Genomic DNA, 23,410 nt, shown 5'->3' on the forward strand with positions numbered 1-23,410 from the left:
CGGCATCAAATACTGGCAGTTGCTGCTTTTGCTTATAACAGTATTGCCCAGCGGGTATGCATTTGGCCAAACCGACAGCTTAGCCCGTATTTCCCGGCAATTTGCTTTGTACCAGGAGCAAAACTTATCGGAAAAGCTGTTTATGCACCTGGACCGCCCCTTGTATGTGGCCGGCGAAACCATGTGGTTTAAGCTGTACGTGGTAAACGGTGCTACAAACCAGCCTTTAAATTTAAGCAAAGTAGCTTACGTAGAGGTAATAAACGCCGACCAACAACCCGTGTTACAAGCCAAAATAGCTTTGCAGCAAAGTACCGGACATGGCTCACTGGTGGTGCCGGTTACTTTAAATGCCGGTAATTACCGGGTACGGGCCTATACCAATTGGATGAAAAATAAAAGCCCGGAATTTTATTTCCAGCAATCGATTACCATTATAAATACCCTACGTCCCTTAGATGCTAAACCCGCTAAAGATTCGGCGGTTTATGCGGTACAGTTTTTCCCGGAAGGCGGCAATTTGGTTCAGGGCCTGATGAGCAAAGTGGCTTTTAAAATTACCGATAAGGCTGGCAAAGGCGCCGCCGCAACCGGAGAAGTAACCGACCCGGCCGGTAACGTAGTAGCCAGTTTCCAAACCCTGAAATTTGGGATGGGCCATTTTAGCTTTACCCCGGCCGCCCAAACCTTATACAAAGCTGTGGTTCGGCTACCGAATGGACAAACCCTAACCCAAAACCTGCCCGATGCCCTGGCCAGCGGTTATGTTATGCACCTTGCCAACAGCAGCCCGACAGAAGATTTGCAAATTACCATTCGGGCAAATGTAAACGGGTCTACCGCCACAGGCCCGCTTTACCTGCTGGCGCATACCCGCGGCCTACCTGCAGTAGCCCAAACAACTTCTTTGGTACAGGGGCAAGCTAATTTCATTCTTTCCCAAAATGCTTTAGCCGAGGGCATTTCGCATTTAACTATTTTTAATAGCCAAAAAATACCCGTATGCGAACGCCTCTATTTTAAGCCACCCACACAAGGTTTAAAAATCCAGGTCCAAAGCGATAAAGCCCAGTATAACACCCGCCAAAAAGTTACCTTAGACCTAAACACCGCTTTAGCCGCTAACACCGACGCATTAACTAATTTATCGCTGGCCGTTTACCGCCTCGATTCTTTGCAAACGCTGCCGGCCACTAACATTCAGAGTTACTTGTGGCTTACCTCAGATTTAGTAGGCAGCATTGAGCAACCCGATTATTATTTTGAAGATACAAATCCTGAAGTCCGTGTGGCGCTCGATAACCTGCTGCTCACCCAAGGTTGGCGACGGTTTCGGTGGCCGGAAGTTTTTCGGAATAATTTGCCTGCCCCTGAATTTATACCGGAAGTAAACGGCCTGCTTGTCCGGGGCAAAGTTACCCACCAGATTACCGGCACCCCGGCACCCAATATTACCACCTACCTGGCGGCTCCCAGCAAGCACATTCGGTTGTATAATGCTACCAGTAACGCCAGCGGTTATATTCAGTTTGAGCTTAAAGACTTTTATGGTCCCAAGGAAATTGTGGTGCAAAGTAATTTTGCCAAAGACAGCCTGTATCACTTCGAAATTTTTAGTCCGTTCTCAGCTAAATATGCTGCCCAGCCGTTGGCACCTTTTAAGGTAACCCCAAGCCAGCGTTCCGAGATAAAATTGCGCCACCTCCAAATGCAGGTGCAGAATACCTATTACGATAAATACGAGCGGCTGGTGCAACTGCCCGCTGTAGATAGCCTGGCCTTTTATGGCAAACCCGACGAGAAATATTTACTCGATGATTTTTCCCGCTTTAAAGTAATGGAAGAAGTAATGCGGGAGTATGTTCCGGGGGTAATGGTTCGGATCCGGAAAGATGGGTTTCATTTCTTAACACTCGACCGCCTGAATAAAGCTTTTTTCCAGGAGAACCCAATGGTATTACTCGATGGCGTGCCAGTATTTAATACTAATAAATTAATGGCTTTTGATCCGCTTAAAATTCAGAAGCTGGAAGTAATTACCAGCCGGTATTTCCAGGGGCCGCAGGTTTACAAAGGTTTGGTAAGTTACACCACTTACAACGGCGATTTAAGTGGTTTTCCGATAGATGCCCGCGCCTTGTTACAGGAATACGAGGGCTTGCAAATATCCCGGGAATTTTATGCGCCCCTTTACGAAACACCCCAGCAACAGCAAAGCCGCCTCCCTGATTTAAGAAACCTGCTTTATTGGTCACCGGAAGTTAGCATCAGCCAAAATCAGAAAAAAGAGGTGCAGTTTTATACATCCGACCAGGAAGGTGATTATTTGGTGGTGCTACAAGGTCTGCGTACTGATGGGCAAGCGGGCAGCGCACGCTTACAACTCCGTGTAAAAGGTTCTTTATAAAATTTCAGAAATAAATAATAGTGGCTTTGTTACCGGAGAAATAACCAATACTTACCAATTGGTGGTGCTCCGGAGTTATTGCCAGGGCGAAGAACGCTTGACCCAGTTTAAAGTGCAGCCCAAGACCGGCATTTTTAACCGTGTACTTTACGGAGTGGGTGTGAAATACCAATTCGGACGGGTAGCCGGGCAAGTAGGCCTTACTTTGAATCTTATTCCAGGAACCGTAGTATTTTAAACCGAAACACAAATTTGGTATAAACCTGTGCCTGTAGTTTACTTTAAAGAAGTACGCTACAGCAACAACTATCATTTAAAAGTTATTTTAGCCGGGATATTCTTTGGCAACTACTTAAGCCAGAACAGAAGAAATTTGCGGGTTTAATTGCAGAAACTCTTCGTGTAAAGCCAGTACCTGCGGAATAACCAATTGCTGGTCGTCGTTAAAAATAATATAATCGGCGCGTTGCTGGCGCTCTTCTTCCGGGAGTTGCTTGTCTATAATGGCTTGCACATCGGCGGTATTGCGGTGCGGGTCGCGCTGGAGCACCCGGCCTAAACGTACGTCTAGCGGTGCACTTACGGTTATAACCTTATTTACCTGTTTGTAGGCCTGGCTCTCGAACATCAATGCCGCTTCTTTTAAAATGTACGGTACCGGCCCCTGCGCGGCCAGCCAATTGGTAAAATCGGCTCTAACCCGCGGATGTACCAGGCTGTTTAACAAGGCCAGTTTATCGGGTTGATTAAAGACCAGGCTAGCCAGATAAGGCCGGTCCAGGTTGCCGGAAGCATCGTAGGCTTTTTCGCCGAAAGCGTTTATTAGTGCCTCGCGTAACCAGGTATCATGTTGCATTACCCATTTAGCCCGAAAATCAGAATCGTAAACCGGTATACCCAGCAAGGCAAAAAGCCGGCAAATAACCGTTTTGCCCGACCCTATACCGCCGGTAATGCCTATTTTTAACATGGTTAGCGCGTAATATTAAATTTAATTCTGGCGGGTTGTATTTGCAAGCGATGCACTTGCACCGGCTTGCGCAATATTTCTACTGTAGCCGTAGAATCAGCCGGATTAAAACTTACGTAATTGACGCTGGCTTCAAACTGATCGGGGGTAATGGCGGCCGCATTGCTTTGCCGGTAAGCATACCGCACCTTAACCGTAGCGGGCTGCAAACTTACATGTAAACCTTCCGGCACATTGTACAGCACCGGGCTTAATTCCTTTTCGTCCCAGATAAGCGGACTTACCGCAAAAGAAACTTCTACTTCGGGCACGCTGGCTTTTACCAGCGCCTGGTGGCTATAGTTTAAGGGCACGTATCGTTTAAAGCTACGGTCTACATCGGTAACCGGCAACTTAACCGGATAAGGCGAAGGGAACTTACCTACAATGGAAGCCGGCCCATCAAAAAGTACCGAATCCGGATTAATGGCAATGGGCGAAGCAATAACCATGTTTTCGGCAGTTTTAAAGCTGCTGGAATCTACGGTTAACGGAATTTTGCGCCGGAGCCGCCTATCTATGCTAAAATGGATGGTATCGGTAAAAATAAAATTTAGCTGCAAACCGTCCAGCACCGACGACACATTCTGGCGGAGCGCCGAGCCGGGCAAGTAAGGCTGGCGGGGCAAAGAGAGCAATACAATTTCGGCCGGTCGCACATCCAGGAGCAAATACTTGCGGAGGAGTTTCCAGCCTTTGCCGCTTACATTTATATCTATTTGTTCGGGTAAGGGCCTGAGCGGAATATACTTGTCTTCGTTATAAACAAAACGTAAGGGGTAAGTAGTCCGGATATTGTTGTAATTTTTGTTCAGGGCATTCAGCAACCAGAAAATAGAAGCCGCCATAAAACATAGCAGCACTACTTTCCAGTATTGCCGGTCGTTAGAATAAAATGGTTTTAGCAACCACAGTATTAAATTTTTCGCTCCCTGGGCAGGCAAATTAATGTATGTTTACTTAGCTGCTACCTCGGTGGCAGCCGCCGCTTTCTCTGATGCAATAGCTGATTTTTCGAAAGTTAAGCGCAAGCCTTTATCTACTTCCAGAATAACGGTAGTATCTTCTACAGACACTACCCGGCCGTGCAAACCACCAATGGTTACCACCTGCGCGCCTTTGGTTAAAGATTCCCGAAACTTTTTCTGATCGCGGACCTTCTTTTGCTGTGGCCGTACCATAAAAAAGTAAAATACAATAATAATAGCACCAATAAAAACAAAATTAGAGATGCCGTTGGCGGCCGGAGCCGCCTGTAATAAAATCTGAAGAAGCATTATTTCTTTAATTTATTTTGCACGATAAGGGCCATTAGCCCCCTCATTGGCCAGTACGTTGGCTTTAATATTTACCTGGGTTATTTCGGGCTGGGTATTCGCTTTTACGCTAATAACTTTCATGGTTTGCTGCCCGCCTTTACCCGCGCTGTTAAACTGCACTTGTATTTTGCCGGTAGCACCAGGCGCAATTGGTTCTTTTGGTACTTCGGGCACGGTACAGCCACAGGTAGATGTAGCACTTTCTATTACCAAAGGCGTTTTACCGGTATTGGTAAATTCAAAAGTGTGGTTTACAACCTCGCCGTCTTTAATGCTGCCAAAGTCGTGCTCGGTTTCTTTAAAAGTCATAACCGGGGCATCGGCCGTACTGGCAATTTCCTGCGGGTTAGTTGTATTGGGGTTATTAACCGTGTTTTGGGCCATACCAGAAGCCGCATTGGTTTCGGCAACCGCCTCCTGGTTTGTTGTTTCGCCTTCGGTATTTTTATTCATGTTATCGCAGCTAGTGCCCCAGAACAAAGCTAACCCGGCCGCTATTAAAATATGCTTTTTCATTTTGTAAGGTGTTATACCTGCGTTATACTTTTTAAATTAATACTACTTAATCTTTCCAGAAACGGGCAAATTACCCCTAAAAGTATTCTGATTCAGGGTAAAGAAAAATAATATTTATTTTTCTACGGCTATTCCGCCCGGCGCATAAGCCGCCAAATTATCTATTACGTGTTGGGCAAACTCCATGGTAGAAGCTTGTCCGCCTAAATCGCCGGTGCACTGCTCTTTGTTTTGCAAGGTTTTTTCCAGGGCGGCTTCTATCCGGAAAGCCTGCCCATGCTCATCAATGTGGTGCAACAACATAAGCGCCGAGCGCAGAATAGCTGTTGGGTTGGCAATGCCTTTACCGGCAATATCAGGAGCCGAGCCGTGTACCGCTTCGAAAACAGCCATATCTTTACCAATATTGGCCCCGGCCACTACACCTAAACCGCCTACTAAACCAGAGCATAAATCCGACAGAATATCGCCGAAAAGGTTTGTGGTTACCAGCACATCAAACTGCTCGGGCCGGTCTACAAGTTGCATACACATGTTATCGATAATTTTATCTTCGAGTTTAATGTGCGGAAAGCGTTGGGCCGAGTTTTGCGCGGCATCTAATAAAATACGGCCGGCTGTTTTTAAAATATTGGCTTTATGTACAATGGTAATTTTTTTGCGGTTATGCTTATGCGCGTATTCAAAGGCAGCATCGCAAATTTTCTGGCAACCTACGTGGGTTACGCGGGCTACCGAATCTGATATACCCAGCCGTTCGTCGTACATTTCCAGACCGGAGTACAGGCCTTCGGTGTTTTCGCGGAACAATACCAGATCTACGTTGCCGTACCGGGTTTTAATACCTTCGGTAGATTTGGCCGGCCGGATATTCTGGTACAAATCAAATTTTTGGCGTAACTGCACATTTATGCTTTTAAAGCCTTTGCCTACGGGCGTAGTAATGGGGGCTTTTAGGGCTACCCGGTTTTTGGTAAGCGACTGAATCAGCGAAGCCGGAATTAGTTCGTCGCCGGCTTCGAGGCTGGCCAAACCAGCATTATGAACATCCCAAACTACCGGCACCTGAGCGGCGGCAAAAATAGTTTTTACTGCTTCAGTAATTTCTGGGCCTATACCATCGCCGGGAATCAGCGTTACGTGTTTCATAAATTAGTTGTTAGTTGTTAGTTGTTTGTTGTTTGTTTCTGCTCCTTGCCGGTTGGTTGTTCTGATTCTTTTTTAATCTTTTAATAATTAACAGAAACAACTAAAAATCAACAAGTAGCAATCAACAATAAAACAATTAACAATAAATTAAACTTCTCTTTGTTTATTAATTTGGTTAATCAGGGTATCTACATCGCCTAATAATTTTTCGGCTTTGTCTTTCGCATCTTTTATTACCCGCTGACCTTCAGATTTAGCAGTTTGCGAGGGGGCTTCTTCTTTGCCTTCACGCAAACTATCGGTTAAATCTATCAACATATCGCGGTAACGGTAAAGCTGATACGTGAGCCGGTCGCGGGTTTCGCGGCCTTTATCGGGGGCGTACAACACGCCAAACGCTGCGCCGGTGGCTGCTCCGGATACAAATGCGATTAAGGCATTGGTTATTTTCTTACTCATACGGTTAATTTATAGGTATTTATCTATTTAAGCCTATACTCTAAAAGCCTGGCGCCCGGCAAAAACTGCCTGCCAACATCAACCTAACTTTAGCCCAGCCCTATTTATTGTCTATCAGGCCTCTTCCGGATTTACGGATTGTGCCGTTTTCGGTTAATTCCTGGGCCAGCTTATCGAGTACACCATTTATAAACTGCTTGCTTTTGGGAGTACTGTAAAGCTTAGAAATTTCTATATATTCGTTTATCGTTACTTTTACGGGAATACTCCGGAAAATATGCATCTCGCAGAGGGCCATTTTCAGGATTATTTTATCAATCAGGGCTACCCGTTCTACATCCCAGTTCTGAATATGGCTCATAATCAAGGTTTCGTAGTGGGTATCTTCTTCCAGCGTTTTGTTATACAGCTCTTCAAAAAAGGCCCGGTCGTCTTCCCAGTTCGACGATAAATCCAGCAACGCTAAGTTTTCGTTACTTTCTTCATCGAGGAGCTTAACGGTTTTATTTACCAGGTTTTTTACAATTACCCGGTTTTCTTCCCAGTTCAGGTCCCGCTCTTCAAACAAAGATTGTAAGTTTTTGTCTTTAAAAATAATGTTCTTGAAAATATGTTTAATGAGCTGGTGGTCTTCTTCGTAGGTATGGGTGCCCCACGAAATGTAGTTTATAAATTCTTCGTCTTTGCGCAAAACGGTTTTGTAAAGCTGCCGGATTACGTCTAAATCTTCTTCGGCCCATTTAATATTGCGCCGCACCAAATAATCCTGGTACGATTTATTAGCCAGTAATTTTTGCAGTACCTGGTTTTGCAGAAAAGGCTGGGCGCTTTTTTCAGTAGCCTCGGTATACCGGTTGGTGCGCCGCTGCTGATCTTCTTCAATCAGCCGGACAAACACATTCATGATTTGCAGGGTATTGAGGTAATGGTCGTAAATTTTTTCGACGGCCTGCAGCATTTGCTGACCAAAAAATTTAAAATCTTTTTTAATCTGGTTCTGATAAAATAAGATGGCCCGGTTAACCGCAGCTTTTATTCCGGGATCTTCTTCGTCGTTGTCGAAACGGCGCGTATCGTACCACTCTTTAAACAAGATGGTCGCTAATTCTTTCTGGCCCTGCAGTTTTTTCCGGTCCTGGGGCTCCATCGACATTAAATCAGGGGCAAAGGTTTCGTCAATGCCGTCGAGGGCCATCAGGTAATCCGAGCCTTCGGCCTGTTGATAGGCGTAAATGGCTTGCATGGCTTTTATTCGTAAGGTTCTGCGGTTAAGCATAAAGTAAGTATGTTAAAGAACGTTTTATTATCTGAAAGAATACCGCCGTTTATTACCAGAAGTTAGCCGATTTTTGTAAATATGCGTTCTTTTCTCTGGTACCTGCCTGGCGGTTGCTATTTTCCTAATCGGTTATTAAACCCTTTATTTAAAGCTTTGGTTGTTATCTTTGTGCGCACGTTTAAACGCGAAGGCCTTAAATGCGGGTGCAAAATTAACTTTTTATTTTGATTAGCCCAATGCCAAAAAATTGCGTTTAACCGTTTTCTACTTAAAACTGCGTTTGTGAAATCTTTAGGCCATTTAAATAAATATTTATACAAATATCGTTACCGGTTTCTGCTGGGTATTTTGTTTGTGGTGCTTTCTAACATTTTTGCCATTATTCCGGCCCAGATAGTACGCCACGCCTTCGATTTGGTAAAAGAAGGCATTACCCTGCACCAGTTGTATACCGGCCTGGATAAGCAACAGGATATTTACGATGTATTTGCCCGCAACGTAAGCCTGTACGCCGGCATTATTTTACTCATGGCTTTACTAAAAGGTATATTTACGTTTTACATGCGCCAAACCATTATTGTAATGTCGCGGCTGATAGAAAATGACCTGAAGAACGAAATTTACCACCACTACCAAACCCTGCCCCTAAGCTTTTATCGCCAAAACCGGACCGGCGACTTAATGGCCCGTATTTCGGAAGATGTGAGCCGGGTGCGCATGTACCTGGGGCCGGCCATTATGTACGGCATAAACCTGGTGGCTCTGTTTTTAATGGTGGTACCGTATATGTTTTCGGTAAACGCGCGGCTTACCCTGTATACCTTACTGCCGCTGCCCATTTTATCGGTAAGTATTTATTATGTAAACAGCATTATCGAGCGCAAATCCGACGAAATCCAGAAAAGCCTGTCGGGTATTACCACCTTTGTGCAGGAAGCGTTTTCGGGTATTAGGGTAATTAAATCTTTTGTGCGCGAAGAAGACTCACAGCAAAACTTTGCCGTAGCCAGCAACCATTACAAAGATAAATCGCTGGAACTGAATTTTGTAAACGCCTTATTTTTCCCGCTCATCTTGTTTTTAATTGGCATGAGCACCATTATTACCGTGTACATTGGCGGCAAAGAAGTAATAAACGGCAGCATTACTACCGGCAACGTGGCCGAGTTTTTAATTTACGTAAACATGCTTACCTGGCCGGTAACGTCGCTGGGCTGGACCACCAGTTTAGTGCAGCGGGCAGCGGCCTCCCAGCAACGCATTAATGAGTTTTTGCACACCCAAACCGATATTGTATCGCAAAAGCACATCCAAAAAGAAATTACCGGCGATGTGGTGTTCCAGGATGTAAACTTTATTTACCCCGATACCCAGATTCATGCCCTTAAAAACCTGAACTTCCGGATTAAACACGGCGAAGCGCTGGCGGTAATTGGCAATACCGGCTCCGGCAAAAGCACCATTGCGGCCTTGCTGTGCCGCCTCTACGATGCCTCCAGCGGCATTATTACCATCGATGACACCGATGTACGCGATTACGACATACCCACATTGCGCAGCCAGATTGGCTACGTACCGCAAGATGTATTTTTGTTTTCCGATACCATTAAAAACAATATTGGCTTTGGCATGGACGAGCTTTCTGAAGCCCGGATGGTGCAGGCCGCCAAAGATGCCGACGTGTACGAAAATATTATGCGCTTTCCCGAAAAGTTTGAAACCAAGCTGGGCGAGCGGGGCATTACCTTATCGGGCGGGCAAAAGCAACGGGTTTCCATTGCCCGGGCGCTGGTAAAAGAACCCCGTATTTTAATCCTCGACGATTCGCTCTCGGCGGTAGATACCAAAACCGAAAATGCTATTCTGAACAACCTGCAGCGCATTATGGAAAACCGCACCACCATTATTATATCGCACCGGGTATCGTCGGCGAAACTCGCCGACCACATATTGGTACTCGACGACGGCGAAGTGGTGCAGCATGGTACCCACACCGACTTACTGGCCGAAGAAGGTTTGTACAAAGCTCTTTACGAAAAGCAACTCCAAACCGAAGACCAGGAATAAATATTTGCCTTTGCCAGAGGTTCTGTTTAGGATTAATTTATTTAAGCAGATTTTTTTGCCGGAGGCCTTTTAGATTTAGATTTTTTATTTAATTTTGCTATCCACAACACCGCGGGATGTAGCGTAGCCCGGTATCGCGCCAGCATGGGGTGCTGGAGGTCGTAGGTTCAAATCCTGCCATCCCGACGAATAAAAAGCCTTCTGAACATAAGTTCGGGAGGCTTTTTTGTTTGGTGAATACTACGCATCGACTTAATAGTACCCGTATTTTTAAGATGCTATAGTTTTATTGCATGTGATACTAACCATGCAGGGAAAAACTCAGCAATCGTAGCATGTAAAATCAAGAATTAGCTGAATTGAAGCAAAAGTTAAAACTCAGACAGCTAGAGTTGCCTTTAGCAAAACAGACTAAAATAGTAACACCAGCAGTTTAAACCTATAGGGACTATTGACAAACAGCTTAAAATATTTCTTCATTAGGTTATTTAGTAATGATATTTTATAATCATTATTTCGATTATTTTAGTTTACAACAAAATGTAATAAAAGTAAACTATAAATATCGTTAGTTTACTTTTGAACCTAAAAGTAAACTAACGATATTTATAGTTTACTTTTAGGAGCAAAAAATGGCAATTCAATTAGAAAAATATAAGGCTGGATATTGGCAACCAGGGACGGGATACAAGTTTTTTGTCCCTACAAAAGTTAATGAGCAATGGCAATGGTCAGATTCGCAACTTAATACTTTATTAGAAAAGGCTTCTATCAGGTTAGGAGAACTGAACTCTTATGCTAGACTTGTACCTAATATAGATTTATTCATTTCTCTACACGTTACGAAAGAAGCTGTTATCTCAAGCCGGATAGAAGGTACCCAAACAAATCTTGATGAAGCAATATTACCTGAAGAAGAAATCAATCCTGAAAGACGAAACGATTGGAAGGAAGTTAACAATTATACTTCCGCTTTAAACGATGCTATAATAAGCTTAAGTAAATTGCCATTGTCCTCCCGTTTATTAAAACAAGCCCATCAAAAATTGCTAAGTGGGGTAAGAGGAGAACATAAATTACCTGGTGAATTTCGTAGTAGTCAGAACTGGATAGGAGGTAGCGGTCCCGCAGATGCAATCTTTGTACCTCCGGCTCATATGTATGTAGACGAGTTAATAGGTGATTTAGAAAATTTTCTGCACAATGATCAAATTAACGTGCCTGCACTTATACGTATTGGAATAGCACACTACCAGTTCGAAACTATTCACCCATTCTTAGATGGGAATGGACGTATAGGACGGCTACTAATAACTTTATTTTTGGTAGATCAGAAAATACTTCATCAGCCGCTTTTATACCTATCTTCATATCTTGAGAAAAATAAATCAAATTATTATGATAATCTTACTCGTGTCAGAGATAAAAACGACATGCTCCATTGGCTTAAATATTTTTTAATTGGAGTAGAAAAAACGGCTCAAGATGCAGTAGATACACTTTCAAAAATTATTAAATTAAAACAAGATTTGGAAAATGAAATACACCAAAATTGGGGAAGACGCACCCAATCTGCATTGAAACTATTACTTGAGCTGTTTGTACACCCAGTAGCAAATGTAAAAGAGGTACAAAGGATTTGCCAATTAAGCAAAAAAGCCGCGGGAGAACTAATAGATAATTTTGAGAAGGTAGGTACTTTAAAAGAGATGACCGGACAGAGCCGTAATCGTATGTATATTTTCGCTCCTTATTTAGACCTATTTAAGGATTGATAGACATTACTTTCGGTAAAATGATAATAAAGCCCGGCTAACTTAATATAGCCGGACATTTCTCCCTCTAGCGTAAGCATCCGTTTGTGCTTGGTCATAACTAAAGATCAGAGGTCGCTAGAAAACATCATTGCAGGGAACTTTTGAAATAAATCGTTATTCTTAAAAACATTTATTTTAATAGATTTATCTTATTGTTTTATTCTTTCTCTAGACTAATTCAATAGCTTTTTTCAATCTGCTGGCAAATACTTCCTTAGTGGGTAATTACGTTACAGGTGCGTCCAACTTAATTGTGGACTCAGTGCATTCATTATCTGGTCTTCCTGAAGAGTGCCCAACGCCAAATGTACCTACGCCATTTCCAGCCACAGTTTAACCAATTGTTTAGATATAATTTGGATGGTTTAAAGGCTTTTTCTACTTTGTACAGAAGTTTAACTTTAGTTTCAGCCCTTAAAATTTAAGCTTTAAAAGTAAATATTTGCAGGTTATTCGGGCAAAGAGAACTTTTATATATCCACCATAGTTTTACGCCTTATGAAAAGACGGAATTTTGTAAAAACATCATTGCTGGTTGGTTCTTTAACCACCCTCTCCGCGCAGGTAAGCCTGGCGGCGGCCGATACGAAACAAAAAAAAGCTAACCAGGAGTTTTACGAGTTGCGGGTGTATACCTTAAAAAACGAAAAGCAACAAAAAATTGTAGAAGATTATTTCCAGAATGCCGCTATACCGGCTTTAAACCGGTTAGGCAGTAAAAATATTGGCGTTTTTACGGAGCAGCAACCCGAAGGACAAACCAAACTATACGCTATTATTCCGTTTAATTCGGTAGAAGATTTTATGAAAGTAACGGATAAGCTGGCCACCGATAGCGCTTATATAAAAGCCGGGGCCGCTTATTTAAACGCGCCCGCCACCGACCCGGCCTACGACCGCATTGAGAGTTCTTTTATGAAGGCTTTTGCCAACATGCCCAAAATAGAAGTACCCGCCAAAAAGCCCCGGATGTTTGAGTTACGTCGGTACGAAAGCCACAGCGAAGTAGCCGGGAAAAAGAAAATAGAAATGTTTAACGAGGCCGGTGAAATTGCCATTTTTAAAAGAGTAGGGCTTACGCCGGTATTTTTTGGCGAAACCATTATTGGCGAAATGCGCCCCAACCTTACTTACATGCTTACCTTCGACGACATGGAAGAACATGACCGCAACTGGAAAGTATTTGGCAGCGACCCGGAATGGAAAAAAATAAGTAGCATACCAGATTACGCCAACGCTAAAATTGTTTCCAGAATAACCAGAACTTTTCTGGTGCCTACTGCTTTCTCCCAGGTTTAATAGCAAAGGTTTATTTGATAAACCTGTTTAGTACATCAAGATTGGAGAATAATTTAGCCTTGGCCCTAGTGACCCAGGAAAGAAAAAGGCAAAAGCTTTAGAATGGGCGGTGATAACAGCACCCATGGCGTCGGGTGCTGTTCGAAACATAAATCTGAAGCAGCTTCTATACTTTTACCCTAGCCGGCGGACCGGTACAGGCAAAATTTGTTTATTTATACTTCCTGCCTGAATAAATATCTACTAAATAAATAAACGTTACTCTATTTCATTAACCACTATGGTTGCTTCTTTTTTAGCGCTCAATCCATAAACGATTACCTTGTTTTTAATTGTTCGGTCTATAGCAATGCCCTGGCCATGAATGGTGGTCGGGATTGTTTTTACATGCTCCAGGATATAGCCACTCCGGGGCAATTTCATTACATATAGTTCTTGCTTATCGTGCCCGGTACAGTACAGGTACCCATCTTTGCTCCAGCTTCCGCCAGAATTGCTCATCGGCATAAACGCCTGAATAATGTTGGCCGGGTATACCCATGCTTCTACCTGTGCCCAGTCTTTGGTGTATTTTACCAGCGAGGTCCAGCGGGTATCTTTTCCTTCCGCCGCATATTTGCCGGAATAGTTCGCAAAGCCTACCCACCAAAAGCCATCGTGTTCATCAATCCAGGTAACAGAACCATTGCCGATACCAAAACTATGGGTGCCTATATGTTTTAATGTGGCCGCATCAAAAATTTCGATAGACCCCGCCATTGGTTGCTCCGGAAAGTTAGAATTGGCACAATAAAGTTTGCCTTTCATAATATTGCCACTATTTAAATGTTTAATACCTTCGGCGGTGCCATCCCATTTGGCAACCTCCTGCCCGTTATCTTTGCGGTGTTTGCTGATTGTGCTGTTATTAATAACGTAAAAATAATTTTTATCTACCGCCACCCCTTGTTGTGCAGCCGGTACTTTAAACCGTTTTATCTCTTTTGCGGTTTGGCAAAATCCAAATCCTGGAAAAAGCAGCAAAAAGAAAATAATAAGGCCGCTATAGCTGGTTACTCTATTCATGGTGGTAGCTGGTAATATTTTTATCAATAATGTATTAGAACAGGTCTAAAATGAAAAAAATATTCTTCATTAAAAAATAAAGCCTGTTTCGTGAAGGACTCCTTGCCGGGCGGCTACGGAAATAATATTTACTATTTGATAAACTATCAAGACAATCTGATGGAAAGTAGAACAAAATACTACTTGTACGGCCGTTGTATTGCCTTATAATAAAAAAGAAGAGAACAGAGGCTAAACGCTCCTATTCTCTTCTTATATCGGCTGTATACTAAACAGGCCTAAGCTATTTTAGCTTTACTTAAACAGGAATAGCTATTTTACTTACTCAGGCGTTTTCCAAGGTAGCAATATCAAATTTTTTCATTTGCATAAAAGCCTGCATAACGCGCGGCGCTTTTGCGGCATCGGTCATGAGTTTACCCAGAATGGCCGGTACAATTTGCCAGGATACGCCGTATTGGTCTTTTAGCCAACCGCACCTATCTTCTCGGCCGCCAGCCGTAAGCCTACTCCAGTAATAATCTATTTCTTCCTGATTTTGGCAATTGATTACGAAAGATATTCCCTCAGTAAAACCAAATGCGTGCGCCAAAGAACTATCCATAGCCATAAATAGCTGGTTTCCTAATTTAAACTGGGCATGTTTTACCGTGCCGGTTACATCGTTATCCTTTTCGTCGTACTTAAAAATACCTACCACCGATGCATTCTCGAATATCGAAGTATAAAAATGAATAGCTTGTTCGGCTTTGCCGGCTTGCTGGCCGGTAAACATAAGACAGGACGTAACTTTCTGACCTACCGTTGCTAATTCCCCCAGTGATAATTGCCAACTAACCCCATATTTATCCTGCACCCAACCGTATTGCGCACTCCAGGGGTATTGGTCTAAAGGCATTAACACGCTGCCGCCAACCAACAACTTTTCCCAGGCATTTTGAATTTCTGCGCCTGTTTCGCAGACTACATAAAAAGAAACAGAGGGGTTGGGTACATGCGCTGGCCCGCCGTTTAAGCCCATAAATTTCTGGCCCGCTAACGAAAAGTTAACCACCATGGGCGTATCAACGGTAATGCCTGAATCCTTAAAAATAGAACAGTACAGTTCGGCTGCTTCTTTGGCATTGCCGTTAAACCAAAGGCAAGGGAATATTTCGTTAGTCATGGTTATTTAGTTATCGGTTCTGAAGGTTAATTTTTGAGCGGCTAAGGCTTGCATTAGTTTTGGCAATGAGCTTTTACCCATGCCGTGCAATTGCAGAATTTCTTTTGGGGTACAATTGGCTAGTTGTTCTACGGTAGTAATGCCTTTATTTTCTAAGGCCCGCCGGGCCGGTGCTGCCAGCAGCAACAGAAAACCATCCGGCTGCTTTCGCTCGTTTTCACAGGTAGGGCAAACCAGACAGTCGCTGCTTTTGGTAAACCGATGGCCGTTTTTACAAGGCCGTACTGTTTTGGGCTGCCCAGGCATTATTTTTTCTGGTCACAGTTAAACATCCACTGTACCCCAAATTTATCCTGGCAACTGCCATAGTAATCGCCCCAGAACATGTCTTGCAATTCTTGTTCTACCTGGCCACCTTCTGCAAGAGCCTTAAACAGCCGGTCGGTTTCGGCGCGGGTATCGGGTTGCAGGGTAATATAAACATTATTGCCTTTGGTTAACCGAAAACCCATTGACTCGGGCGCGTCGGTTCCCATAATTACGTGTCCGCCCAGAATAGGCAAAGCTATGTTCATTACCAGGTTCTTGTCGGCTTCCGGTATGGGCGCCATGTCGTCGGAGGGCGGAATATCGCTGAAACGGGTGATACAGCCAATAAATTCGGTACCAAATACAGTTTTGTAAAAGTTAAAAGCGTCTTCAGTTTGGTTAGTAAAGTTCAGGTAAGTGCTTACTTGTGCCATAATGGTATTTTTAGATGGGTTAAGATTAAAATATTTTAAGCTTCACAAAGGGCCTTTAGTTTTTCCAGAGCTTGGGGCCAGGTTTGGTTAAAATAAGTTTTGTATTCCTGATTAACATCCACATTTACCAAAAGTAAGGTATTGCCATTCTCTTCTTTAAAAGTATAATTCTCCAAAGCACCGGCCCAGCCTGCAACTTCTGCCCCACTAGTAATTTCTTCATTATTCTGAACCAGGCCCAGGTGTTCGATGCTAACAAACTGATTAGGAATATTTTCTTTTATCCGGCTTACCATACCTCCTGTATTGCCGTCTTGGTCTGTTCCTAAGAATAAGATTTTGGCCCCTTTTTCCCAGGAACCCTTAAAGTTTGAAGTTGGGTTAAAAACGGCTGTCCAGGCGGTATACTGTTCTGCATCCAGCATGGTACGGTAAACTTTTTCTGGGCTGGCCTGGATGCTGATTTTATAATGCAGGGTTTCTAATTTACTTGCGGCTTCTACATAATTTTTAAAGTTATCCAGAATAGCTTGCCAGCCGGCTTGCTGCATATCAACGGAGTGGGTTTGTTCCGCGTCAAAAGTTTCGGTTACCGTTGTTCCCTGGCTATTACCATTAAATAATATATGCACTTTTCTACCGTCCTCCATGGTATAATCAATTTGCTGGTGCTCCAGTATAGAAGTGTAAGTTCCGGTAAAATCAAATCCAAAACTTCCGTCTTTTGCTTCCATGCGGGAGAGGAATTGACCGCCTACCCGCAAATCGTTTTCGGCCCGGGGCGTGTGCCAATCGTCAGAGGCTTGGTTCCACTGCGTAATATGCTTAGGTTCGGTCCAGAAACGCCAAACTTTTTCTACGGGCGCATGAATGGTTGTTTCTACTTTGATGGTGGTTATGGCGGTTGTTTCCATAGTTATTGATAGTTAAATGTTTAAATCCTGTACGACCTTTTTGTATGACAAATATAAAGTAAATAGGGGCAGCAGACAGGGGGCGAAAATGCCAAATAAAGGGGCTTTTGCGACAAAATAAAAGCGCTGGTATTTTACACAAACCTAAATAATGAGTATGCTTTCCAGCACAAATAATTAACAGCTGGGATAAGCCAGCGCAAGAACTTAATGTGTCTGATATACAATTAACCGCTTTTATTACTATTACAAGCCGCAAGGCAGGCGGTTTCTATTCTCATTATTTTCCTAAATCCGGAAATTTTTTCCAGCTGATGTACAAACAATTAAGAATAAAAAATTAAATATATTAACTTTTATATATTATCTATCGTATAGTATCATAATCATATAATTTTAGCTTTTTAAAAGAATTGGGTATACATATTGTCTTTAAGCTACCAAATTAAATGCTTATGGAGACAATTTCGACCTTACAATATTACATCGTTTTTGTTTTGCTGGTAGTTACCATTAGTTTGTGGGAGTTTCATGAGTTCTGGATCAATAGCAAGAAGACAAAAAAAAATAAAACACTAGAAAAAAGGAGGTTCTATTGGCAAAAATATCATCAGAAACAATCATTTAAATAATGGCCGGTTTATTGCCTATGCGCAGTAACGCCAATTACTAAAATAACACACAAACTTAAACCTACAGCGTTATGCACACACACAACATAAAAACTAATCGCGATTACAATGCCATTGCCAGCCGGATTGAAGAATTGGTAAATGCCGACCCGCAAACCCCAGCCGCTTTTGAATTAAAGAAGCATATTTGCGCCATTATATCTTATGAGCAAAGCCAGCTCAGACGAGGCCGCAATACGCCGTTTTCAGGCAAAGCCGGTAAATAAAATTTACGTTCTTATTTTAAGCCGCTGTTAGTTGCCGGCCATGTGCCGCACCTTGTCCTACTTAATAGGTAAAAGAAGAAAATTGGCATCCATTGGCTGGTCGGTTTTCTTCTTTTACCTTTTTTATACCCTGGCTACAAAGCTATTTTGGTTCAGGCCTAATTTTTAATTAAAATTTGCTTGGTTTACTAACCCAATCTCTAAAGGTCTTTTTTTTACGTACTGGTGTTATCGCTAAATTTAAACCAGCGCCAACTAATAATATTTATGTAAGCGTAAGTTTTTAAATATTAAAAACGATACTTTTATTCGTAATTACCAGGAGTTTAAATTAATGGAAAGAGCAGCAATTGAGCAGGAACTTCTTGATATAAAAAAACTATTGCACCAGGCCACCTGGCCCCACGATCAAACCATTTCGGTTTTAATTTTGGCTTGCAGCGATATTTTATTGCTGATTGAATATACCGAAAACCTGACACCCCAACTGGCCTGCAAAAGAGCAGCTTTGGGCCTGGTAAACCAGGCTTTGCAACAACTAGATGTTATTTACCTGCAGATAGACAAACATTATTTAATAAAACCCACCGCGCTTAACCAGATAAACACCACCCTGGTACAAGCCATTGATACTTTACTCCTGGCCTACCGCTAAATTTATATTTAATTACCCAATCCATACCACTTAAATATTAGTATATGTAAACCCTTTCCGTTTGCTATTGCCTACCCATTTTGCGGGCAACTTGCCGGTAAATGGGTAAAACTTGTCTCGGGTAATTCTAAAAATGGAATTAAAGCAAATTTACATAAGCGAGTATGGCCGCGTTGAGGTTAACAATGCGCATAAATACATACAGGTAACCTGGTTTAAAAATCCGCAAAGCGCCGATTTCCGTGATTTACACACCCATGCGGTAAGCTATGCCAATGCGCATAATATTACCCGCTGGCTTTGCGATATGCGCCTCATGCTGTACCTGGAAATAAAAGACCAGAACTGGCTGGTACAAGAAATATTTAAAATATTTAATCCCGAACTGAAGCACGCCTTTGCTTATGTAGTAAATTCGGTTGGTTTAGAACTCATGACCAGCATCCGGGTGCACAACCTGGTACAAACCGACCCTGAACTCCAAGCGGTAATGGCCATGGAAATATTTATGGAATTTGACTCGGCCAAATTCTGGCTTTTCGAAACGGCCCAATAAAGCAGCACCGCTTTGTTTTTTGTTTACCAGATTGTTTATATGCGTAACAGCTATTCTACCTTCATCTTTCCGGCCAACCCACAAGTTCGTCCTTAAACAAAAAATTACTAGGCATATTACAAAAGCCTCATCTTTTTTTACGTTATTCCGTCCTTAAATGCCTGTTTTGCCCGTAGCGGCATTTTGTAGTAATAATAATTTCTAAGAGCTTATAATATCTTTATTTTGCTTTAATAATAAAACTGTGCTGCAAATACACTTTAGCTCTTTCCCAATAATGCAAACAGCCCGTTGCACCCTTCGCCAGATTACCGAAGCCGATGCGCCCGAAATATTGTTTTTACGGTCTGATGATCGGGTGATGCAATTTAAAGACCGGGAAAAAATATCGGATCTGGCCGAAGCTGCTTCTTTTATCCGGATGATAGCCGACTCGCAGGCCCAAAATGAAGGCATAAACTGGGGTATTTGCCTAACGGGCCAGGATAAAATAATAGGCACCATTGGTTTGTGGCGGTTTATAAAAGAGCACTACCGCGCCGAAATTGGTTATGGTTTACACCCTACGTACTGGCAACAGGGCTATATGGCCGAAGCACTGACCGCCGTTTTACACTACGGTTTTAAAACTTTAAAACTGCACAGCATAGAAGCCAACGTAAACCCATTAAACCTGGCTTCTATAAAGTTGCTGGAAAAATATGGTTTTGTAAAAGAAGCGCATTTTAAAGAAAATTATTATTTCCGGGGGCAATTCCTCGACTCGGCTATTTACTCCTTGCTGGCACCCAAACCAGACCAACATTAGTCAACTTATGTGCGCAGTATAAAAATATTTTTATAGTTATATCATTTTCTTAAAATTATCCTGTTTATATAAGCATAGTGGCCGTATAAAATGCGGTTGGTTACCCACAGTTACTATATTGTTGGTACTGGAGCAGCTAATTACACGTTATGGTTTTAAAACCGGCTTGTTCTCTTACCAAAAGAGTACCAGGCATTTGTTTCATTTAAAAACGGGAGAATATGAAAAAGGGAATTAGACTACCATCGGAGCTGAGTTACAACAACCGGTTAAAAAATGATTTTATGGCCAAAGTTTTATATAATAAAGAAGTAAAAGCAACCGATACTAGCCGGTTCTACGCTTACATTATCATTCCGGACTTTGGACTTTATGCGTTTTCCGACAATTAAAGAGGTTTGTTGTTCAGCTTACCAAAATTATTATTTATTAGTCAGCCTGGTTGGAGCCAGGCTTTTTAATTTTTAGGGGTTAAACCCTGGCTTCAATTTAAGTATCTGTTTAAACCACCAGGCCTCTGGGTTCCGTATAATACTTGCCCATTAACTGAACTATGTTTTTCCTGAAGTTGTAGTTAATCAGAAGCTCAGAAACAAAAATCTGGCAAACATAAGAGTTGGGTTTAACTTACCCCATACATAACACATAACTTTAATTAAAATGGCTGCTAATTTAGAACAGATAGGTACGCGTCTGCGGTTTTACATGAAAATCAAAGGAATGGATATATTTGCTTTGGGTGAGTTTACGAATACTTCGGCCATTTTAATTTCGAATATTATTGCGGGTAAAAACTACTGTATGGACGAACTCCTGTCTGTACTAAATAATATCCCAAACCTAAACCCGCATTGGGTTATTTACGGCGAAGGCAATATTTTTAAAAACGAGCATACCCCTGCCGATACCGATACCGCAACTTTAAGCAAAAACCGCCTGAAACACCTACAGGAAATGCAACAGCTCCTGGAAACCCTAGACGCCATAGAACAATCGAAGAAAAACCGCTCCCAGATTGATGACCTGAAAGCCCGCATAACCGAACTCACCAAAAAGCTTTAACCCGGCATTTGCCCCCTTATTTACCACTGGGCTGGCGTATACCTCCCAAGGCAATACTTACCGCTATACCAAAATACCAGCTTAATTCTACTATCCTATATCCCCAGCAAACGCTATTTAAACCTAAGCGAGCGTACAATAAAGCCTATTGCCGCTAAAAACCATATCAAGTTTGTTTCTATTATGCTGATTTAGCAAAAACCTGGGGCGGTAAATATAAAAAGCCTGCCCGGTTAGAGTAATAACGGAGCAGGCTTCTCTGTAAGGAAACTACCACCTATACCGGCAGTAGCATTATTACATGGCTCCTGTAGGAGTAGAGCCGGAAGGATTATTTTAGTTAGTTAAATCTTCTACTGGTCATGGCGCCGGTACCTCTTCCAGATTTGGTGTTACCCGCGGTATGATGATCAGGTGTTTATGAATGATTGTGTGTAAATGTAATCGATAATTTACGGTGTTTAATTATGAGATTTGGTAGCTCTGCATTTCATTCTTATACTCAAGCATGGAAGAGCCTTTTTGTTTCATGCGACCATAGTCGTTGCCAGAAGCAGGGTTTACAGGAGATTTTACTTCTTCTTTTCTTTGCTTTTTTTCAGTAGCAATGTAGCTTAAAAAATTACCTTTTGTTTTCATACGTTTAAAGTTTATGTGGATTAATTACAATTATTTGGAGCAGCTTTTAATTATTCTTTTTTTTATTTTACTCATTAGGCACTAAAATTATATTTATTTCCAGTAAAAGTCAACTACATTTTTGGGTAGGGTAAAAAAAATATTCAAATTCTTTAATATTTAGTCTCAGAACAACTTTTTACAGGTTTATTTCGCCCGATAGCACCTTACTTACTACTTGCGATTTACTATTTACTTTCAGTTTTTTATAGATATTACGCAAATGATACCGTACGGTATCTAGCCGGATGCTCACTTTTACAGCAATCATTTTGTAGCTCATACCATCTACCAGACATTGGACAATTTCCTTTTCCCGAATAGTTAATACTTCTTCTACAGCAGCACGCGACCGAAAATAAGTAAGCATTTGCCGCACCATGTATGGCACTATATAAGCACCGTCTTGCTTAACTCCCACCATTGCTTCTTTTAATTGTACTAATGGTGTATTTAAAGGTAAATATCCCACCACGCCCGCGCGCAACAAAGCCAATACCTTTTGCGTGTCGCGGCCATCCGACAGAATAATTATTTCAGATTCAGGTAAACTGTTTTTTATTTTGCGTGTCTGCGGCAGCAATATTTCAATTGCATCTTCGTCGGTAACATATATAAGTATTACATTTACTAACGATAAATCTGGTATCTTCCAAAACTCAGCTACTGTAGGTATAACCCATTGGCAGCGCAATTGGGGCTGGGCATTTACATAACTTTTTACGAGCTGTTGTCTACTTTCAACCCCATCAATAACAGCCACCTTAATCATACGTTTTACAGGTATAAACCTGCTAAAGACTATTCTTTTCTCCTTGCTTGAGCTACACAGATGTTTATTTCTTTATAAATTTTCTAAAATGAACCCTCTATATAGGTCTTATACTAGAAATTTTACAAACAGTTCAAAGTTAGATGCAAAAAAACAAAAAAGAAATACCTAAAAGTTAGTATTTCTGTAGTTAAATATACTTAGGTACAGTTTAAGGAATAATTTCGGTTTGTACCAGGGCACGGCGCGAATCCGGAAATATTTCGAGGTAAGCCGTTTGGGTTTGCAGCTTATGTTGTTCCAGGTAATTAAATAAGGCTGGGTATAGTTTTTTAGGCGATAGCATATAATGCGCATTTACGGTAGCCTGTACCACTTTTTTACCGCCGGGTACCCGGCGCAACTCGTAGCCGGCCGGTAAACTGGCAGTAGTATCGGTTATTTTTATGCCGATAAAAGCTTTAATGCTATCGCGTTGCTTTTCGGGATTGTTATAATAAATATTGGCCAGTACCCCATTTAGTTTTTTCTTATCTAAATTTTCGGAAGCTTGCCGGAATAACTCGCCAAAGTTTTTATCTTCTAAAGGTCCGGCAAAATAACGACCGGCAATATAATGACTATCAGAAGTTGTTACCTGCACCTGCGGGGTACTAAAGCCGCCTAAATACCCGTACAAACCAAAACCGGCGCCAACTAATACTAAAATTATAATTAAAAACTTTTTACTCACTTAGGTTTAAACTTTAATGCTTACTAAATAAATTAAATAT

Annotated in this window: 25 protein-coding genes and 1 tRNA gene; 11 read left to right on the forward strand and 15 right to left on the reverse strand. The window is 42.0% G+C overall.

Annotation, left to right across the window (positions count from 1 at the left end; translation table 11 throughout):
* Positions 1-28: 28 nt before the first annotated feature.
* Entirely contained in the window at positions 29-2,407 is a 2,379-nt protein-coding gene (locus ACO1R6_RS02420) for an MG2 domain-containing protein (RefSeq protein ID WP_486261872.1), read from the forward strand.
* Between the two features lie 352 nt (positions 2,408-2,759).
* Here the strand turns inward: ACO1R6_RS02420 and coaE are convergent, their stop codons facing one another.
* The 7 genes from coaE to nusB form a co-directional block, all read right to left on the reverse strand.
* Entirely contained in the window at positions 2,760-3,377 is a 618-nt protein-coding gene (gene coaE, locus ACO1R6_RS02425) for a dephospho-CoA kinase (RefSeq protein WP_486261873.1), read from the reverse strand.
* A 2-nt stretch (positions 3,378-3,379) separates the two neighbouring features.
* Positions 3,380-4,324, reverse strand: coding sequence for a hypothetical protein (locus tag ACO1R6_RS02430; RefSeq protein ID WP_486261874.1), 945 nt, complete (start codon positions 4,322-4,324; stop codon positions 3,380-3,382).
* 48 nt (positions 4,325-4,372) lie between these two features.
* Positions 4,373-4,693: a preprotein translocase subunit YajC gene (yajC, locus tag ACO1R6_RS02435; protein WP_486261875.1), complete on the reverse strand. Its 321-nt coding sequence runs from the start codon at positions 4,691-4,693 to the stop codon at positions 4,373-4,375.
* 12 nt (positions 4,694-4,705) lie between these two features.
* Positions 4,706-5,251 carry a DUF1573 domain-containing protein gene (locus ACO1R6_RS02440; RefSeq protein WP_486261876.1) on the reverse strand — a complete coding sequence of 182 codons (546 nt, stop codon included), beginning with the start codon at positions 5,249-5,251 and terminating at the stop codon, positions 4,706-4,708.
* A gap of 114 nt (positions 5,252-5,365) precedes the next feature.
* Positions 5,366-6,400: an isocitrate/isopropylmalate dehydrogenase family protein gene (locus ACO1R6_RS02445; protein ID WP_486261877.1), complete on the reverse strand. Its 1,035-nt coding sequence runs from the start codon at positions 6,398-6,400 to the stop codon at positions 5,366-5,368.
* A gap of 147 nt (positions 6,401-6,547) precedes the next feature.
* Complete coding sequence (locus tag ACO1R6_RS02450) at positions 6,548-6,859, reverse strand: YtxH domain-containing protein (RefSeq protein WP_486261878.1); 312 nt, start codon at positions 6,857-6,859, stop codon at positions 6,548-6,550.
* Positions 6,860-6,959: 100 nt separating this feature from the next.
* Entirely contained in the window at positions 6,960-8,135 is a 1,176-nt protein-coding gene (gene nusB, locus ACO1R6_RS02455) for a transcription antitermination factor NusB (protein WP_486261879.1), read from the reverse strand.
* A 285-nt stretch (positions 8,136-8,420) separates the two neighbouring features.
* On the opposite strand from nusB, the gene ACO1R6_RS02460 reads away from it, so the two are divergent.
* The 4 genes from ACO1R6_RS02460 (at position 8,421) to ACO1R6_RS02475 (ending at position 13,321) form a co-directional block, all read left to right on the forward strand.
* Entirely contained in the window at positions 8,421-10,205 is a 1,785-nt protein-coding gene (locus ACO1R6_RS02460) for an ABC transporter ATP-binding protein (RefSeq protein ID WP_486261880.1), read from the forward strand.
* A gap of 112 nt (positions 10,206-10,317) precedes the next feature.
* A tRNA-Pro gene (locus tag ACO1R6_RS02465) sits at positions 10,318-10,391 on the forward strand.
* A gap of 446 nt (positions 10,392-10,837) precedes the next feature.
* On the forward strand, positions 10,838-11,980 hold the full coding sequence (locus tag ACO1R6_RS02470; protein WP_486261882.1) for a Fic family protein: 1,143 nt from the start codon (positions 10,838-10,840) through the stop codon (positions 11,978-11,980).
* A gap of 540 nt (positions 11,981-12,520) precedes the next feature.
* Positions 12,521-13,321, forward strand: a complete 801-nt coding sequence (locus ACO1R6_RS02475; RefSeq protein ID WP_486261883.1) for an NIPSNAP family protein — start codon at positions 12,521-12,523, stop codon at positions 13,319-13,321.
* Between the two features lie 258 nt (positions 13,322-13,579).
* Here ACO1R6_RS02475 and ACO1R6_RS02480 read toward each other — a convergent pair whose 3' ends face one another.
* The 5 genes from ACO1R6_RS02480 to ACO1R6_RS02500 all read right to left on the reverse strand — a co-directional run bounded on the left by ACO1R6_RS02480 (position 13,580) and on the right by ACO1R6_RS02500 (position 17,208).
* Positions 13,580-14,386, reverse strand: coding sequence for a YncE family protein (locus ACO1R6_RS02480; protein WP_486261885.1), 807 nt, complete (start codon positions 14,384-14,386; stop codon positions 13,580-13,582).
* Positions 14,387-14,711: 325 nt separating this feature from the next.
* Positions 14,712-15,551 (reverse strand): VOC family protein, encoded by an 840-nt coding sequence (locus ACO1R6_RS02485; protein ID WP_486261886.1) that lies wholly within the window; start codon positions 15,549-15,551, stop codon positions 14,712-14,714.
* A 6-nt stretch (positions 15,552-15,557) separates the two neighbouring features.
* A complete protein-coding gene (locus ACO1R6_RS02490; RefSeq protein ID WP_486261887.1) occupies positions 15,558-15,857 on the reverse strand; it encodes a DNA-directed RNA polymerase subunit alpha C-terminal domain-containing protein in 300 nt (99 codons plus the stop codon).
* A complete protein-coding gene (locus ACO1R6_RS02495; protein WP_486261888.1) occupies positions 15,857-16,294 on the reverse strand; it encodes a VOC family protein in 438 nt (145 codons plus the stop codon). The genes ACO1R6_RS02490 and ACO1R6_RS02495 overlap by 1 nt, the downstream gene beginning before the upstream one ends.
* A 35-nt stretch (positions 16,295-16,329) precedes the next feature.
* A complete protein-coding gene (locus ACO1R6_RS02500) occupies positions 16,330-17,208 on the reverse strand; it encodes an SRPBCC family protein (RefSeq protein WP_486261889.1) in 879 nt (292 codons plus the stop codon).
* Between the two features lie 703 nt (positions 17,209-17,911).
* On the opposite strand from ACO1R6_RS02500, the gene ACO1R6_RS02505 reads away from it, so the two are divergent.
* The 6 genes from ACO1R6_RS02505 (at position 17,912) to ACO1R6_RS02530 (ending at position 21,187) form a co-directional block, all read left to right on the forward strand.
* Positions 17,912-18,106, forward strand: a complete 195-nt coding sequence (locus ACO1R6_RS02505; RefSeq protein WP_486261891.1) for a hypothetical protein — start codon at positions 17,912-17,914, stop codon at positions 18,104-18,106.
* Positions 18,107-18,440: 334 nt separating this feature from the next.
* Positions 18,441-18,761 (forward strand): hypothetical protein, encoded by a 321-nt coding sequence (locus ACO1R6_RS02510; RefSeq protein ID WP_486261893.1) that lies wholly within the window; start codon positions 18,441-18,443, stop codon positions 18,759-18,761.
* 133 nt (positions 18,762-18,894) lie between these two features.
* Positions 18,895-19,317 (forward strand): hypothetical protein, encoded by a 423-nt coding sequence (locus ACO1R6_RS02515; RefSeq protein WP_486261894.1) that lies wholly within the window; start codon positions 18,895-18,897, stop codon positions 19,315-19,317.
* A 277-nt stretch (positions 19,318-19,594) separates the two neighbouring features.
* Positions 19,595-20,125, forward strand: a complete 531-nt coding sequence (locus tag ACO1R6_RS02520; RefSeq protein WP_486261896.1) for a GNAT family N-acetyltransferase — start codon at positions 19,595-19,597, stop codon at positions 20,123-20,125.
* Positions 20,126-20,346: 221 nt separating this feature from the next.
* Positions 20,347-20,517, forward strand: coding sequence for a hypothetical protein (locus ACO1R6_RS02525; protein WP_486261898.1), 171 nt, complete (start codon positions 20,347-20,349; stop codon positions 20,515-20,517).
* Positions 20,518-20,785: 268 nt separating this feature from the next.
* Complete coding sequence (locus tag ACO1R6_RS02530) at positions 20,786-21,187, forward strand: hypothetical protein (RefSeq protein ID WP_486261900.1); 402 nt, start codon at positions 20,786-20,788, stop codon at positions 21,185-21,187.
* 465 nt (positions 21,188-21,652) lie between these two features.
* On the opposite strand, the gene ACO1R6_RS02535 is transcribed toward ACO1R6_RS02530, so the two are convergent.
* From ACO1R6_RS02535 to ACO1R6_RS02545, 3 genes are all read right to left on the reverse strand, one after another.
* Complete coding sequence (locus ACO1R6_RS02535) at positions 21,653-21,826, reverse strand: hypothetical protein (protein ID WP_486261902.1); 174 nt, start codon at positions 21,824-21,826, stop codon at positions 21,653-21,655.
* A gap of 178 nt (positions 21,827-22,004) precedes the next feature.
* Positions 22,005-22,637, reverse strand: coding sequence for a LuxR C-terminal-related transcriptional regulator (locus tag ACO1R6_RS02540; RefSeq protein ID WP_486261903.1), 633 nt, complete (start codon positions 22,635-22,637; stop codon positions 22,005-22,007).
* 211 nt (positions 22,638-22,848) lie between these two features.
* Positions 22,849-23,370 carry a GyrI-like domain-containing protein gene (locus tag ACO1R6_RS02545; RefSeq protein ID WP_486261905.1) on the reverse strand — a complete coding sequence of 174 codons (522 nt, stop codon included), beginning with the start codon at positions 23,368-23,370 and terminating at the stop codon, positions 22,849-22,851.
* Positions 23,371-23,410: the final 40 nt, after the last annotated feature.

The sequence above is a fragment of the Adhaeribacter sp. genome (assembly GCF_057359045.1).